16 protein-coding genes and 1 pseudogene are annotated in these 14,469 nt (G+C 39.9%); 6 read left to right on the top strand and 11 right to left on the bottom strand.

The features are described from left to right. Positions 1-43 precede the first annotated feature (43 nt). The gene (locus tag BDE36_RS06155; RefSeq protein ID WP_420837437.1) at positions 44-955 is read left to right on the top strand and encodes an IS982 family transposase; all 912 of its coding nucleotides are present in this window, start codon (positions 44-46) and stop codon (positions 953-955) included. A 34-nt stretch (positions 956-989) separates the two neighbouring features. On the opposite strand, the gene BDE36_RS06150 is transcribed toward BDE36_RS06155, so the two are convergent. The 7 genes from BDE36_RS06150 to BDE36_RS06115 all read right to left on the bottom strand — a co-directional run bounded on the left by BDE36_RS06150 (position 990) and on the right by BDE36_RS06115 (position 6,238). Next, positions 990-1,454 carry a heme-binding domain-containing protein gene (locus BDE36_RS06150; protein ID WP_141814152.1) on the bottom strand — a complete coding sequence of 155 codons (465 nt, stop codon included), beginning with the start codon at positions 1,452-1,454 and terminating at the stop codon, positions 990-992. A 2-nt stretch (positions 1,455-1,456) separates the two neighbouring features. Next, a complete protein-coding gene (locus tag BDE36_RS06145; RefSeq protein WP_141814151.1) occupies positions 1,457-2,035 on the bottom strand; it encodes a DUF3347 domain-containing protein in 579 nt (192 codons plus the stop codon). Positions 2,036-2,193: 158 nt separating this feature from the next. Next, on the bottom strand, positions 2,194-2,679 hold the full coding sequence (locus BDE36_RS06140) for a DUF3347 domain-containing protein (protein ID WP_235904554.1): 486 nt from the start codon (positions 2,677-2,679) through the stop codon (positions 2,194-2,196). Positions 2,680-2,749: 70 nt separating this feature from the next. Beyond that, positions 2,750-3,268, bottom strand: coding sequence for a hypothetical protein (locus BDE36_RS06135; protein ID WP_141814150.1), 519 nt, complete (start codon positions 3,266-3,268; stop codon positions 2,750-2,752). 141 nt (positions 3,269-3,409) lie between these two features. Continuing rightward, a complete protein-coding gene (locus BDE36_RS06130) occupies positions 3,410-3,970 on the bottom strand; it encodes a helix-turn-helix domain-containing protein (protein WP_141814149.1) in 561 nt (186 codons plus the stop codon). 70 nt (positions 3,971-4,040) lie between these two features. Further along, entirely contained in the window at positions 4,041-4,490 is a 450-nt protein-coding gene (locus tag BDE36_RS06125; protein ID WP_141814148.1) for an HYC_CC_PP family protein, read from the bottom strand. A 1,292-nt stretch (positions 4,491-5,782) separates the two neighbouring features. Next, entirely contained in the window at positions 5,783-6,238 is a 456-nt protein-coding gene (locus BDE36_RS06115) for a DUF3659 domain-containing protein (RefSeq protein ID WP_141814147.1), read from the bottom strand. 591 nt (positions 6,239-6,829) lie between these two features. Here BDE36_RS06115 and BDE36_RS06110 point away from each other — a divergent pair. Then, a complete protein-coding gene (locus BDE36_RS06110) occupies positions 6,830-7,741 on the top strand; it encodes an IS982 family transposase (RefSeq protein ID WP_420837437.1) in 912 nt (303 codons plus the stop codon). Positions 7,742-8,088: 347 nt separating this feature from the next. Beyond that, positions 8,089-8,241: a hypothetical protein gene (locus tag BDE36_RS23590; protein WP_161987555.1), complete on the top strand. Its 153-nt coding sequence runs from the start codon at positions 8,089-8,091 to the stop codon at positions 8,239-8,241. 379 nt (positions 8,242-8,620) lie between these two features. Here BDE36_RS23590 and BDE36_RS06100 read toward each other — a convergent pair whose 3' ends face one another. The 3 genes from BDE36_RS06100 to BDE36_RS06090 are packed head-to-tail and all read right to left on the bottom strand — an operon-like array spanning position 8,621 to position 9,893. Continuing rightward, positions 8,621-9,205: a DDE-type integrase/transposase/recombinase gene (locus BDE36_RS06100; protein WP_141814146.1), complete on the bottom strand. Its 585-nt coding sequence runs from the start codon at positions 9,203-9,205 to the stop codon at positions 8,621-8,623. Further along, the gene (locus BDE36_RS06095) at positions 9,136-9,582 is read right to left on the bottom strand and encodes an IS3 family transposase (RefSeq protein WP_141814145.1); all 447 of its coding nucleotides are present in this window, start codon (positions 9,580-9,582) and stop codon (positions 9,136-9,138) included. The genes BDE36_RS06100 and BDE36_RS06095 overlap by 70 nt, the downstream gene beginning before the upstream one ends. Continuing rightward, positions 9,579-9,893 carry a transposase gene (locus BDE36_RS06090; protein ID WP_141814144.1) on the bottom strand — a complete coding sequence of 105 codons (315 nt, stop codon included), beginning with the start codon at positions 9,891-9,893 and terminating at the stop codon, positions 9,579-9,581. The genes BDE36_RS06095 and BDE36_RS06090 overlap by 4 nt, the downstream gene beginning before the upstream one ends. Positions 9,894-10,496: 603 nt before the next feature. On the opposite strand from BDE36_RS06090, the pseudogene BDE36_RS06085 reads away from it, so the two are divergent. The 3 genes and pseudogenes from BDE36_RS06085 to BDE36_RS06075 all read left to right on the top strand — a co-directional run. Then, a pseudogene (locus BDE36_RS06085) lies at positions 10,497-11,927 on the top strand (ISL3 family transposase); the annotation flags it as partial. Between the two features lie 9 nt (positions 11,928-11,936). Then, the gene (locus BDE36_RS06080; protein WP_141814142.1) at positions 11,937-12,353 is read left to right on the top strand and encodes a (R)-mandelonitrile lyase; all 417 of its coding nucleotides are present in this window, start codon (positions 11,937-11,939) and stop codon (positions 12,351-12,353) included. Positions 12,354-12,474: 121 nt separating this feature from the next. After that, positions 12,475-13,446: an IS481 family transposase gene (locus BDE36_RS06075; RefSeq protein WP_141814141.1), complete on the top strand. Its 972-nt coding sequence runs from the start codon at positions 12,475-12,477 to the stop codon at positions 13,444-13,446. Between the two features lie 448 nt (positions 13,447-13,894). Here BDE36_RS06075 and BDE36_RS06070 read toward each other — a convergent pair whose 3' ends face one another. Further along, the gene (locus tag BDE36_RS06070) at positions 13,895-14,455 is read right to left on the bottom strand and encodes a helix-turn-helix domain-containing protein (RefSeq protein ID WP_141814140.1); all 561 of its coding nucleotides are present in this window, start codon (positions 14,453-14,455) and stop codon (positions 13,895-13,897) included. Positions 14,456-14,469 lie beyond the last annotated feature (14 nt).

The following is a 14,469-nucleotide window of genomic DNA, read 5'->3' as shown; positions in this document are numbered from 1 at the left end:
ACTGATAAGCAGTAAATTAAGAAAGTATTCGACATTTTCTTACATGCACAACTTAAAGACCAATTTCGATAAGATTCTTGAGATTAGCAAACTTGCTTTGACAGAATATATGTTAGCGGATGGCAACTTCTTCAAGTACAGGAATTTGCCAAAACTGTCAGATATAGAGATAGTTGCTTTGTCTATTACTTCCGAAGCACTGGGTATTGACTCGGAAAACCTGCTGTTTTCTAAACTTAGAACAGAATATAGCGGGGAGTTTCCTAATTTAATAGACCGGTCTAATTACAACAGAAGGCGAAAGAGACTTCAGGATTATATTGCCCTGGTGGCTCAACCTATATCGGAAATAATCAATCCCGATAACCGCCAGTTTATTATAGATTCGGTACCTGTTCCTATTTGTCAGAATGTAAGGATTTCCAGGACCAGCATTTGCAGAGAAGATTTGCATGTACAACCTTCCAGAGGGTATCATGCATCTCACAGGCTGCATTATTACGGCTTCAAAATGCAACTGATTATTTCGAAAGCCGGTGTTCCGGTATCAATGGGAATAACGGCTGCTAATGTACATGATGTACACTATCTCAGCCAGCTTGAAAATCTGGAACTAAATGAATGTGAATTAATTGCAGATAAAGGATATTTATCCCTGCCCTATCAAACCACTCTTTTTGAACAGGACAGGATTCGGTTAATCACCCCTTTAAGGAATAATATGAAGAAAAGAACAACGCTCTGGAATCCTTCTTACCGATACGTCCGCAAGAGAGTGGAAACTCTGTTTTCTCAGCTTTGCGACCACCTTTACATCAAAAGGAATTATGCAAAATCGCTCAGCGGGCTCTTCACAAGGATGTGTTCAAAGATAAGTGGCGTAGCCGTTCTGCAGTTGATCAATTTCAAAAACAACAAACCCATTAATCACTTAAAACATGCCCTTGCCGCTTAAACCGCACAACGGGTATATAAGATTAATTTTTTCATCATTTATTTATTTGAAGGCTGTCATTCGTTTTTGCTATCCAGTTCAGGATTAGTTCCCTTTCAGCCTTTGAAAGTTTCGCGTTTATGTGGATCAATGTATAAGAGCTTATAGGCATCGTTCCATCTTTTATACTATTAGAAACTGCTCTTAACTTGCTTTGCTGCCTGCGTAAAGAGTAATTTCCGAACTCATTAAAATTGAGTTCCTGTTTTCCTTTTTTTATATGTGAATCGAGCCACCATCCGCCGGGCTGAATACTTGCATACCAGGGGTAATTGGTATTATTACTATGGCAATCATAACAGGACGTTTTTAATATTCCCTGAACCGTCGCCGGCATTGGATAAATTCGGCTGATATCGGCTGGGCCAGCCTGCACGCTTATATTGTGCACAGGCTGGATGAACTGGATAAAAACCAGTACACCTGACAGAAATAAAAATCCTTTTTTTACCCAACCCATTCTTAATTCAGTTCTTCCTTAACGCTGCCACAGGTTGGCATCCCCTTCCCCAGGTAGGGATTTTGTATCTCTTTAGTTTCGCTGATCCAGTTACCGCCCTTCCTGTCATTGTACATCGGACAGTTGTCATAATAAAGTTTTCTTCCCGCGCTCCCACCAGCTTTAACCAGGTCATAGATCTCCTGGCTCAGTGTTTCAAAATGTTCCCGTTGGTGCTTGATGTTTCCCGCGTTAGTGCCGATGTGCTCAGCATGTTCCTTTGCGTCGTCGGCGACGTCAGCAAATACTTTGGATTGAGTAGCAGGCAGAGAAGATTTATCTATCGATTCTATTGCCCGAACCAACTGGTTACCGGCCTGCGCAGCACTCTTATCATCGTCTCTGGTCAGGGCATTTTTTAGCGCTAAATATGAGTCGAGGACATCACCCGTGGAAGCTGTGCTTTTTGCGCCAACGTCGCCTTTGTTTGGCGTAAGAGTGCTATCGTTTTGATTATTTGCATTATCTGGTGTCTTTGCTCCGTTATTACAAGCGGCAAAGAGAAGAATGGACATAGCCATACTTAATATTGTTACTTTCATGTGCTTTTTAAATTTTAAATTCATCATTACCTACAGCACTTTTTGACAAATAAAAACTTGAAGATCTTTTTTAGAATACTGGTCATTTTATTCATGGCTGAAGAATTGAAATGGGTAAAGCCCCAAGCTTTCGCTTAGGGCACTGGAAATAAGAGAAACTACTTTATAGTTTCTACTACCTTTCCGCAGGTCAGCATAGCGCTGCCGTAATAGGGGTTTTTTACGGTTTTTTCGCTGCTCAGCCAGCTGGTCTTTTTCATCGGACAGTACATCTGGTAAACCGGTTCAGTCGATAGTTTCGATCCTTTGGCCAGAGCGATCATGTCGGTCGAAAGACCAGCAAAATGCTCACGCTGACTTTTCAGGTCTTTGCTCCCGGCAATTTTTCCAGAGTGTTCCAATAGTCCGTCGCGATTAGCTCCAGTGACAATCTTGGCATCGGCATTTTTCAGGGCTTCGACGAATTCTCCGGCCTTAGCAGCTGCGAGGCTTGCATTACCGACAACCAACGCGTCTTTAATGTTATAATATAGGGGAAGCAATGCTGATGATTGCGTTTGGTGAGTAGCATGATCATGTTGTGCAAATCCTGTTTGCACAAAGGCAGTTGCTATAAGAGCGACCATTAAAAATATCTTTTTCATTGTATTGATTTTAAGGTAAATAATTATTTAGCCGGGATAGTTAGACCATCCGGTAGAATTAAACCTTAAATCAAATCTGAAAACTTTGTATGGCGATCCGAACGTCGGAAATAGGAGGACGGCAATGCTTGACGAAATACGCATTAGGAACGTTTACCAGAAGTATACCTGAGTTGCCCATACCATACACAGGTGAAGGCAAAATGAAAGTAGACAAGGACAGCAGGCTGTAATCAAAACCGGGCTGAATCAGCTTATCGGCTTTTGTCAGTTTTGCTACCTCGTCCTTACAGCAGTTGTCCTTTGAGCTTTTCGAAGTATGATGGTTAGCGGCATCCTTATCGTGTTTATGCTTACCATGATTATGTTTACTATGCGCATGCCTACTATGGGTATGTTTACCATGTGTATGAGGCTTATTATGTTTATCCGTATGTTCGCTTGAATGAACTGCTTTCTGCTCTATGTGATGCCCACTGTTGAAGCCCATGTCGGTTCCGACAGCACAAGCAAAGCCTACTATCGTATTCAACAGGAATACAAAGGTTAGTAGCGCTGCTTTAAAGCGTATGGATGAACAGGCTTTCATTTTATGTATAGTATACCCTATAATCTCGCATTATTACAAAAATAGCCGAAAAGCTATTTTAAAAGTTACAGAATTTCGTAAAAAACTTACGTAATTTCTCCCTGCCGGTTATGACAGTAAAAATGTAAGATCTCACCCTAATCATATTTTATCAAGCGGTTTTCGGCCATTCGATTTTATAGTCTTAAATTCTCTCGGAGATAGGCCGGTAACTGACTTAAACTGGTTGGAAAGATGTGCGCTGCTGCTGTAACCCATTTTCAATGCAATCTCATAGAGATTGAGTTCACCGTATTGCAGAAGTTCCTTAACTTTTTCGACCTTCTGTTGTATAATAAACTTTTCAATGGTCAGGTCTTCGCTTTCAGAAAATAAGCGGCTTAGATAGTTATAATTTTTATGCAGCCTGCCAGTTAATAGCTTACTGAAAGTAACGTGTTCAGCTAAATCCGAATGGTGTATAATTTCTATAATCGCGTTTCGGATACTTTCAATCAACTTATCCTTATCCTTATCAATCAACTCAAAACCAAGTACTTTCAATGAAGCGGCGATCTCCGTTAATTTATTTTCGGAAGGCTCAGGTGCTATAAAAGCTGTGCCAAGAGAGATTTCTGAAACCTGAAGATCCAGATGTTGTAATTGTTGGCGTACAACCATTATACAGCGGTCGCAAACCATATTTTTTATATGTAATAACATTTTTAAGATCAAGCTAAATGAGAAAATAGGACACAGAGGGTTCCTGGACTAAAAAATAGTCAAAGCTTGATCAAATCAGAAGGGTACGATTAGAAATATAAAGTGGTGTTTTTAAGACGCAGGGCGGGGCATTGCCCTTTGGCCAATCAATAGATTTTACCTCTTTATGAGAAATAAAAATCTCTTCAAAATTGAGTGGAAAAGTTAAAGCTGAAACAGCTGAGAAAAATGGGTCATCAGGCTGGATATTTTCATTAATGGTGTACTGACCATGCTCGTTACAGCATTTACAATCCTTACCATCGGAACATGGTTTCTTTTTATGGATATCTGGTTTACTCCCGTCTTTAAGCGAATGAAGTTTATTCTCGTCATGAGATCTGGCTTCTTCGCTATGTAGACTGATGCTTACCTGTGGTTTTAAAAAATACTCGGACACACAATGAAAGATGCAGACAAACATTCCCGTTGTTAACAACAGGTAGAACGCTGCAAAACCTATGGCACACGTTTTTCTCATTACCGGGTAATTATCATAATTACAAATAAATGATATGTTTGTTCTAAAATTTTAGTTTTGTAATGCAACAATACCAAGCCAGACTAACAGCTTGATGTTCGCTAACTATTACGCTAATATATCAAAGCTTTTCCGCCTTATTGCCTGCATGTTCAAGAGTGTCGGTCACTTACTTCCCAGGCATCTAATCCTGATTTGTCTTGGATAGTTAGTATCTTATCAGGGTTTTCGTTGTCTGCTTCCCATTTTCTACACTTACAAGTTTGTTTAAATGGGGGGGTATAGCAGCTATACATCTGCCATATTCGATATTGGTTTTAAATTTAATGTTTCCATGACTTATTATTTTTATTATTATTTGATATTAACTGAGAAAATATAAGACGAAGGTTATTGCTTATAACCGGCGCCGAGCTTAATTCCATTGCCGCACCTGCAATCCTCATGTGTAATAAAAAGCCGTTTACCAGGGTATAGAACTCCAATGGCAGTTGGAATACCTATCAAAGTATGAATGCCTAAAATAGGCTTTGCCGTGTGGTACGCATGGTAATTTGGATAAACGCAACGCTTTGGACACCTGTATTAAGGTTGGATGATACCAGCATAATTTTAGCTACATCAATTGCAATATTGGAATCCTTACACATCGCTATAGATACATCTGCCTGTGCCAATGCTTAGCTATCATTAATGCCGCTGCAATCATTGCAATCACCTTGACTTGCGATTGAAGCTACTAAAAAATCCGGCTTCATCTGAGGGAAACACCTCTGCCCTATAATCGGTATTCCTGACCGCAAAGCTACGCCGGCGACGGTTTGATAATTATTTCCGGCAAGCATAGACACAGCTATTTATAGTTTATCAATTCGTCTACAGCGCCTCTGGAACATTCTTTAATCTGGTTTGCAATGGTGACGGCCAATATTTGGCTTTTGTCAAAATAATAAATGACCGTTTTCACTTGTTGTTGTAGCGTGCCTACTTCCGTTGTAAAGTTTCGCTTACCGAGAGTAACTGGTTTTTTTAAGATCTTATGGCTTCCTGTCCAATAGGTTTCTCCTCCAAACTCCGCCTTCGCATCTTTTCCTGTTCAGACTTTCAAATTTGTTCACCGATATCGAACCAATGTTTTCCTGTTTTAAATGAAGGACAATAGCTTCCGCAGGATAATCGTTGCCATAAATATCAGTTATTGAGAAATAATATAGAAACATTAATACCGGTGTAACATAACGATAAATTGGTACAGTCTTATTTACGGTACCAATTTATCGTTATGTTACGTTCTAATTACCAACCCTCTTCTCCTTTTCTTTTGCCAAGAAAAAACAATGGGTTGCGCAGGCATGAAGCTTATAATTCTTATGAACAGTTCCCAGTTTGTGACCCTGAGGGTCAAGTATATCGCATTCCTCGGCATTTTTATCCCGAACTGTTATTACATTTTCCCCGCTTAAATTGTAATAGTTGCCATTTTTAGCTGCCCTGCCTAGATTCTTCCCATTTGCGTCGATAACATTTCCATTTTTATTTATAAAATAGATGGTTTTCCCTTTATTGTTTTTGGCAATATTATCACTGGTGATATATCCAAGTTTGTTCCATCCATGATCAAAGATTTCACCCTTTTTGTTGATAATGATAGATCTTTCGGAAGCTGAGGTGCTTTGTGCCTTTGCATCAAATGACGAAGCACCGAAAACTGATAAAAGTACCAGAAAGAAAAAATACAACGTTTTCATCTTTATTTTAATTTAAATTAATTGTTTGTTTACTTAATGACTGAAACTAGCCAATCGGGTCTGGCCCTTTTCAGAACGCAATCGCTTGATAGAAGACGCATTAAGCGAGACATTCGAAGATCAGCAGGATGCATATTAAAGTACTTATTTCTCATGCATGGGTACTATCATGTTGAATTGATTTATACAATTTACACTGTAAAATGATCTGAGAGCTTAGTCTCGCTTATATCACATGCCAAACTTATAAACTGAATGATTAAAAGGATATACGAAACGTTAAGACAAGTTACACATTTTTTTTTAAAATTCGTTAAAAAGCAAAAATAAGAAAAACGGTTAAGTCCGTTCATATTCAACAACTTATAAAACAGCAGTTTAAATTGGAAAGTCGGTGTCCGATAAGTTTTGGGCTAAAATGACCAAGTTGGGTTACTAAATTATTTCCGGCTACAAACAGGCAAACAATATTATAAGTATTACCCGTTGTGCGGTTTGAGTAAAAGTAAATAAATGAAAAAAGAAGAAGGAATAAAGTTGTGCACGTTACTGATAAGCAGTAAATTAAGAAAGTATTCGACATTTTCTTACATGCACAACTTAAAGACCAATTTCGATAAGATTCTTGAGATTAGCAAACTTGCTTTGACAGAATATATGTTAGCGGATGGCAACTTCTTCAAGTACAGGAATTTGCCAAAACTGTCAGATATAGAGATAGTTGCTTTGTCTATTACTTCCGAAGCACTGGGTATTGACTCGGAAAACCTGCTGTTTTCTAAACTTAGAACAGAATATAGCGGGGAGTTTCCTAATTTAATAGACCGGTCTAATTACAACAGAAGGCGAAAGAGACTTCAGGATTATATTGCCCTGGTGGCTCAACCTATATCGGAAATAATCAATCCCGATAACCGCCAGTTTATTATAGATTCGGTACCTGTTCCTATTTGTCAGAATGTAAGGATTTCCAGGACCAGCATTTGCAGAGAAGATTTGCATGTACAACCTTCCAGAGGGTATCATGCATCTCACAGGCTGCATTATTACGGCTTCAAAATGCAACTGATTATTTCGAAAGCCGGTGTTCCGGTATCAATGGGAATAACGGCTGCTAATGTACATGATGTACACTATCTCAGCCAGCTTGAAAATCTGGAACTAAATGAATGTGAATTAATTGCAGATAAAGGATATTTATCCCTGCCCTATCAAACCACTCTTTTTGAACAGGACAGGATTCGGTTAATCACCCCTTTAAGGAATAATATGAAGAAAAGAACAACGCTCTGGAATCCTTCTTACCGATACGTCCGCAAGAGAGTGGAAACTCTGTTTTCTCAGCTTTGCGACCACCTTTACATCAAAAGGAATTATGCAAAATCGCTCAGCGGGCTCTTCACAAGGATGTGTTCAAAGATAAGTGGCGTAGCCGTTCTGCAGTTGATCAATTTCAAAAACAACAAACCCATTAATCACTTAAAACATGCCCTTGCCGCTTAAACCGCACAACGGGTTAAGTATTGTGTTTCAGTATTTTGTATGCCATTTTATGCTTCCTTGTAACTCATTAATTTTAGACATTAAATTTTTGAGTTATGGAGTAAGCAAAAAGATCTACGTTCAATCTGTTATTCTACCTAAAACGAGCCTAAGAAAAATAGTAATGCGCCCGTAATGGGTCGCATTACCATTGACGGAACTCCAACATTTTTTGGAACCAAACTGGAAATTGACCTTCAAGGTTGAGATTTGAAACACGGTTGTGTTTTGGGCAAAAGCAATTTAGCCATCAACATTATTCTAAAGTTGGATAGAATTCAGTTATGGATCAATAAGATGAAGACATAATGAAAGATCATCGCTTTGCCACAGCACAGAAAGTAAAACTTGCCTTTCTGAGTGTTGGCGTGATGGACGATGCTATAATGAAAGTATTTAACAGCAGGATGAAGACTATAAAAAAATGGTCGACAAGAAAAAGCGTTCCCAAAGCACATTGAACAAGTACAATATCATGTACTTGACAATTGACCCGAAAAATAAATGTAATACATTTTGCCGTTGCTCACTGGGAAGGTGGTTTCTATCCTGTATTCCTTATTATAGTATCAGCTTACCGAGTATCTGAGGTTTTATATTACGGAAAAATTGTATTTCTTTTGCTTCACTCTTAAAGCCTTATTCAACTATATGTTTCTTAACTGTAAATAACAAGTCCTGTAGGTACAGTGTCATCTCATAAGCTTCATCAATCAGTCTCTTGCTTTGTGATGAAATCTTGTCTTCCTTGTTTTGAATTTCTAAAATGACGTTTTGTAGAGAGTATTTCATAGCCCATAATTTTTTAAGAGGACACTTACCTATTGTACCGACCCCTTATTAGTTGGACAATAATAATGAATTAGTTGTGTAATAATTGTTGGTATCAGCGGATATTTCAGTGGTATTCTGAAAGCTCTTCAGTTCTGCTCTTTTACGTTGGGTAATATGAATATTTTCATTCCACTTTTGAACTGGGGTCATTCCAATACTACGGTGTAACCTTCTGTTATCATACCAGTTTCTATGAGCCGCCAGTGTATGTTTAGCATGGTAAAAGCTGTCGAACTCGAAGCGGTCAACCACCTCCCTTTGAACGATGCTGTGAAAAGCTTCAATATAAGCGTTTTCTTCGGGTGTGGCGATATGAGTGAACACCTGGTTTGCTTCCGCTGTCTTAAGATACTGTTTGACGTTATTGCCGATAAATTGCGAGCCGTTATCATTGCGTATGGTTACCCCTTTAATGCCATACTCCTGATTGATTCTTCTCAAGGCATTAATGACATCAACCAGCCTGATGCTTTTCTGAAAGATCTGATCGACTGTTCTACGAGAGAATACGTCCAGGATGGTTAACAGGTAGTAATTTCGTTTGTCTGCATGCACATAGATGTATTTAATGTCCAGACAAAGATATTCCATGGGTAAGAGGCCTGTATTCTGCGATGCTGAACGAAGTTGCGTTTTCCGCTTGTGCGGATCACTTTGCCTAATAACAGGTTCTGTTCATTCATTAACCGGTATACCTTTTTCTCATTGATATAATATTCCTGCTTACGCAGTTCCTGGGTGACATTCTCATACCCGTAGCAGCAGAATTCCTGCGACAGAATATCTTTTATTTCTTCAATGACCACCTGATTGTCCACCATGGAACCATCCAGCTTAAACGTATGGGTACTGGGCTTTGCCCCCCGCTTGCCGTTTTTATTCCTGTAATAGTAGACGCTGCCGGGCATATCCATCCAGGACAGAAGCGTCCTGCAAGGCACTAAATGTTTGAACTGGGAGACGATCATCTTTTTGTCCTGGTTTGAATGGGAGTTTTTTTTAAAAGCTCAGACTTTACTTCTATCTCCAGAGCCTGTCTGGCAATGATCCGTTTTAACCGCTCATTCTCCTCTTCCAAGGCTCTTACCTCAGGATCCACACGGTGGTAAGCTGGCTTCAAACCTTCCATGCCTTTACTCTGATACTTTTTCTTCCAGCGGGTATACAATGAGGGCGCCAAATTATACTTGCGGCAGGTGGCTGTGGCACCCTCCCGCTCTCCTTCCTGGATGATAGCCAACCGATCTTCGGGCGTGAAGATCCTTCTTTCTTTTTTCATGATTCCCTAATTTAATGGTTCTAAATTGTTTTCTAAATTTAGTCCAGTCTTTTAGGGGGCTAGTACAGTGGCGGTATTGCTGTTTTCTATCATCAGGACAACAGTGAAGTGAAAGCAGGGCTTATTGTTTTGGCACGGCTGGAAAAAGGAATAGAAACATTCAGCAGTCCCGATCCCCTTACTGTAAAATTTGAGGCGGTGAAAATTAGCGAATAACTAAAGGAACTTTGTAATGAGATATATCAATTTTAAAACGGGCTTGATGATTTTTTCTGTCCTCTGTGTTTCACTGGGAACAATGTCGTGCAACAGTGGAAACAAACAAAATTCTTCACCGACCAAAACAAGTACAGATATGGTTTTTCCTAAATGGAGATTCCGGAGATGCTGGTTCTTCCCCACTTTTGGTGGTAGATTTATGAGATCAAGCTCTTGGATTCGTTGTATTATCCATGAATGCTTCCAAAATGATTTTCAATACAGGTGACAAGTTCCGGGTTATTTCTGTGGATAATCAGATAGATATGTTAAATATATACGTGCAAAGCACTCAGAAAGGCAGTTTATGTCCAAATTGTTGTCTGAGATCTAAAGGTACACAGTTACTACACCAGAAGGTTGAATGATCTGCCATCGTTTGGAAAATCTTCTACGCTATTTCTCAGGGCACGTAAGTACTATTGCTGCACTGACGAATGTCCATTAAAGGTATTCACTGAAAGATTTGACAATCATTTCAGGCCATACCAGAGAAGAACGGAAAGATTGCATGATAGATTGTTGAACATCGCCATTGAGACTGGAGGAAAGTCAGCGGAAAGGATTTGTAGCAGGTTTTCTATACCTGTAAGCGATACAACCTTGTTACGTATAGTAGACCGGGTGGAACTACCCAAAAGTCAAGAAGTTATAGCATTAGGAGTAGATGACTGGGCTATCCGAAAGCGGGAGCGATACGGCAGTATACTCGTGGACCTTGCAACAAATAGGCCGATTGGCCTACTTGGCGATCGGGAAGAAGACACGCTTTCCTACTGGCTCAAAGAGCGGGGTAAAATACAAGTCATTTCCAGAGACAGGTATGGTAATTATCAACGAGGCTCCACGAAGGGGGCGCCGCAGGCTATCCAGGTAACGGATCGCTGGCACCTGCTGAAAAACCTTGGTGAGGCAGTCCGGAAAATCCTGGAGAGAGAACATACGGCTTTGAAAAGGATAAGGAACAGCCAGAGGGAAACAATACTGCCTACTCCACGTGTATTGAAAAGCATGGCTTCCCCACGTCAAAAGGAAAAATTCCTGGAAGTTAAGCAACTATTACAACAGGACGTTCCGATCAGAGAGATAGCCAGAAGGTTCAGAATGAGTCGGATAACAATCAGAAAATATAAACACTGCACGGAACTTCCACGAAAAATATACATCTCACCTACGGGGCTGGAAAAGCATCTTAACTATGTAAAGAAAAGAAGAAAGGAGGATCCTGAAATCCAGCTCAGACAGTTACACGCTGAACTTAAAGCTCGCGGGTATCAAGGTGCATACTCAACTTTATCCGACGGTTTGGCAAGGCATAGCCTGGCAGTGGGTAAGAAAAAGGGAACAAAAACAGTGCTGCCCTCAGATCTGAACCTTTGGAGACCATCAAGGAGTTCCATGCTTTTCTTTAATGATCCCCAGAAACTTTCTAAGGATGAATCGAATATATTAAACCAACTCTGCAGAGCTTCGGTTGTCTTGAAACAATCTTTGTCTTTCATCAGGCAGTTTCGTCAAATGATGTTTAAAGATCAATGTAGCGCAGGTCTAAATGATTGGATCCGGAGAGTAAGCGAATCTTCGATTCCTGAATTATGTGGTTTTGCCAAAGGGCTCCAACAGGATCTAGCAGCAGTCAAAAACGCCTTTGATCTACCATGGAGCAACGGGCCTGTTGAAGGAAACGTAAACAAGTTGAAGACCTTGAAAAGACAGATGTACGGCCGTTGTTCGCTCCGCCTACTGGAGAAAAGACTCGTGATGGCACCTTCATAACCACCAAAAGTGGGGAAGAACCAACATGTTCCGGAATATCCACCTAAAGGAGAAAAAGTGACGAACGATAATTTTACCGGCACAGTCTGGCTTAATTATCTGGCGGAAAATGATACTACCTACAATGTCAATATCGGCTCGGTGACTTTTGAACCGGGAGCAAGAACCAATTGGCACTCTCATAAAGGAGGTCAGATACTTTTGGTAACCGAAGGTGAAGGGTTATACCAGGAAAAAGGAAAACCGGTTGAGGTCATAAAAAAAGGTGATGTAATAAAATGCCCGCCCAATGTTGAACACTGGCACGGTGCCACACCAACCGAGGCAATGACACATATTGCAATAGGTACAAATACCAATGCAGGAGGAGCTATATGGCTGAAATCGGTAACGGATGAAGAATATGGCCGCACTCCCGAAGATTGACAAACAGAGAGCGAATAGTTGGTTTAAATGTGTGATTCATATAGATCGTTTCCATAACTTTATGTTAAAATATGGAAAAGCCTACGGCTTTACCACATTTTTAACATAATCAACAACAACAATGGAAAGCGATGTCAAGAAACGACTTGGCTGGATAAAACTATATGAATCAACAGGCAATTTAGGACTTACATGCCGCCGCTGCGGTATCAGCAGACCGACACTCCGTAAGTGGATACAAAGATATAAGGAACTTGGCGTTGCAGGTTTATCCGAGCATAGCAGACGTCCCCTGCGCATTAAAGCCAAGGTTACTCCCCAGGATGTTTCCAATATCCTTATTCTGAGGAAAAGCAGAAAACTTGGTCATAGAAGCATTGTCAGTGAGATGAAACGTTTGCACGGACGTTCTTTCTCTACCGCCACGATACAAAAAATCCTTGAGCAGCATAACTGTAAATACCTGAAAATTAAACGTGGATACAGGAAAAAGACAAACCGCTATAGCAGGCCCATTCCTGGGGACCGTGTCCAGATGGATGTCTGTAAGATTGGACCGGGACTTTACCAGTATACAGCTATAGACGACAGTAGCAGATTCAGGGTGTTGGCATTGTACCCACGACGGACAGCGGCCAACACCCTGCGTTTCCTTGAAATTGTTCTTGAGCAGATGCCTTTTCCCATTCAACGAATTCAAACGGACAGGGGCAATGAATTCTTCGCTGAGAAATTCCAGAAGACCTTGATGGAGTATGGCATTAAATTCCGTCCGGTCAAACCGCGTTCTCCCCGCCTGAATGGAAAGGTTGAACGATCCCAGCGTACCGATCTTGACGAGTTCTACTCGACGGTGGACCTCAAAGATCCGGAACTTCCTGACCTGCTATCACAATGGCAGTTTCACTATAACTGGTTCAGGGTCCACAGATCCCTGAACGGTAAAGCGCCCATTGATGTCATTAATTCTTTATCGAATAAAACTCCCTTTTGGGACGAAGTGGGTGAAATGTACAATGAATCCAAAGAACGGCTCAGAGTTCAAAATTATCGACTTGACTTACAGTTAAATGGAGTGAAACGATGTCTGTAAATCCCACAGTTTAAAAGCTAATGTGCTTTCATCTTTTGTATTTTTGAAACAGATTTAAAGGAAAGTCTGCTAAAATGAATGCCGTAAGCACCCATTACTAAATCGTTACCTCCTACGATTATTATTCATCTCGTGAACTACTCTTTATAAGCTACCTTAGCTTCTTCTGATGTTTTTTAACTAACAACAAAAAAAGAAAACCCTAGATAAAACCTTGACTTGTATGGAACGCAGTCTTTTAACTTAGTGTCAGCTTTGTTACGATTTCCCTTAGTCCATCCGGAGTTTCGGGAACTGATAATGCTTTGTCCTTACCTAAAAGTGCAGTCTCGTTCAATGGTTATACTATATTACCCAGCAGGATATGAATATATCTCAAAGTAGTTCCTTGACTTTTTCCCGGTAAAGCGAGCACCCCTACAGTTTCAGGATAATAACCTGATCCATACTATTCACGAATCCCTGTATCAAATTTTGATTTCTTAAATTCAGAAGGAGTTTGACCTGTAACTTTCTTAAACTGGTATGAAAGGTGAGAAATATTTTTATATCCCATCTTCTTGGTGATTTCCTTCAGCTTAAGTTGCTGATTTAACAAAAGGCGCTTTACAGCTATAATTTTTTGCTTTATAATATATCTTTCTAGAGTAACTCCCTCCATATTTGAAAAGAGGTGGCTGATATAACTATAAGTACATTTTTTTCCAATACTGCCTTTTAAAAGATCAGCCCAATTTATTTTTCCTGATATATTTTCATTTTTCTGAAAATACTCTATTACTACTCTCTTTATTTGTTCCACATCTGGATTCCATTCCTCTGTTATCTCTAAGTCATATTTTCGAAGTTGAACCGATAGCTCTTTTCGTACATTATCGTCCAACGGTTCTCTTATCTGTACTAAGCCTAATTTAATCATTTCTATAGTAAAGCCAAATTTTTCAAACTCATGTCTTACTACATAAATGCAGCTGAGTGAGATCATGTTTCTAATATAAATAATTCTCATCTAGAATATTTATT

The organism is Arcticibacter tournemirensis (assembly GCF_006716645.1).
GTDB lineage: Bacteria > Bacteroidota > Bacteroidia > Sphingobacteriales > Sphingobacteriaceae > Arcticibacter > Arcticibacter tournemirensis.
Note: the sequence above shows the minus strand (reverse complement) of the source record. Positions and strands in the feature narration are given on the sequence as shown.

Coding starts and splice junctions, on each gene's coding strand:
- BDE36_RS06115 (WP_141814147.1), bottom strand. CDS start 6,238: ATGAAAACGTTGTATTTTTTCTTTCTGGTACTTTTATCAGTTTTCGGT.
- BDE36_RS06075 (WP_141814141.1), top strand. CDS start 12,475: ATGGAAAGCGATGTCAAGAAACGACTTGGCTGGATAAAACTATATGAA.
- BDE36_RS06090 (WP_141814144.1), bottom strand. CDS start 9,893: ATGAAAAAAGAAAGAAGGATCTTCACGCCCGAAGATCGGTTGGCTATC.
- BDE36_RS06155 (WP_420837437.1), top strand. CDS start 44: ATGCACAACTTAAAGACCAATTTCGATAAGATTCTTGAGATTAGCAAA.
- BDE36_RS06140 (WP_235904554.1), bottom strand. CDS start 2,679: ATGAAAAAGATATTTTTAATGGTCGCTCTTATAGCAACTGCCTTTGTG.
- BDE36_RS06110 (WP_420837437.1), top strand. CDS start 6,830: ATGCACAACTTAAAGACCAATTTCGATAAGATTCTTGAGATTAGCAAA.
- BDE36_RS06070 (WP_141814140.1), bottom strand. CDS start 14,455: ATGAGAATTATTTATATTAGAAACATGATCTCACTCAGCTGCATTTAT.
- BDE36_RS06130 (WP_141814149.1), bottom strand. CDS start 3,970: ATGTTATTACATATAAAAAATATGGTTTGCGACCGCTGTATAATGGTT.
- BDE36_RS06125 (WP_141814148.1), bottom strand. CDS start 4,490: ATGAGAAAAACGTGTGCCATAGGTTTTGCAGCGTTCTACCTGTTGTTA.
- BDE36_RS06100 (WP_141814146.1), bottom strand. CDS start 9,205: ATGGAATATCTTTGTCTGGACATTAAATACATCTATGTGCATGCAGAC.
- BDE36_RS06145 (WP_141814151.1), bottom strand. CDS start 2,035: ATGAAAGTAACAATATTAAGTATGGCTATGTCCATTCTTCTCTTTGCC.
- BDE36_RS06150 (WP_141814152.1), bottom strand. CDS start 1,454: ATGGGTTGGGTAAAAAAAGGATTTTTATTTCTGTCAGGTGTACTGGTT.
- BDE36_RS06095 (WP_141814145.1), bottom strand. CDS start 9,582: ATGATCGTCTCCCAGTTCAAACATTTAGTGCCTTGCAGGACGCTTCTG.
- BDE36_RS06135 (WP_141814150.1), bottom strand. CDS start 3,268: ATGAAAGCCTGTTCATCCATACGCTTTAAAGCAGCGCTACTAACCTTT.
- BDE36_RS23590 (WP_161987555.1), top strand. CDS start 8,089: ATGAAAGATCATCGCTTTGCCACAGCACAGAAAGTAAAACTTGCCTTT.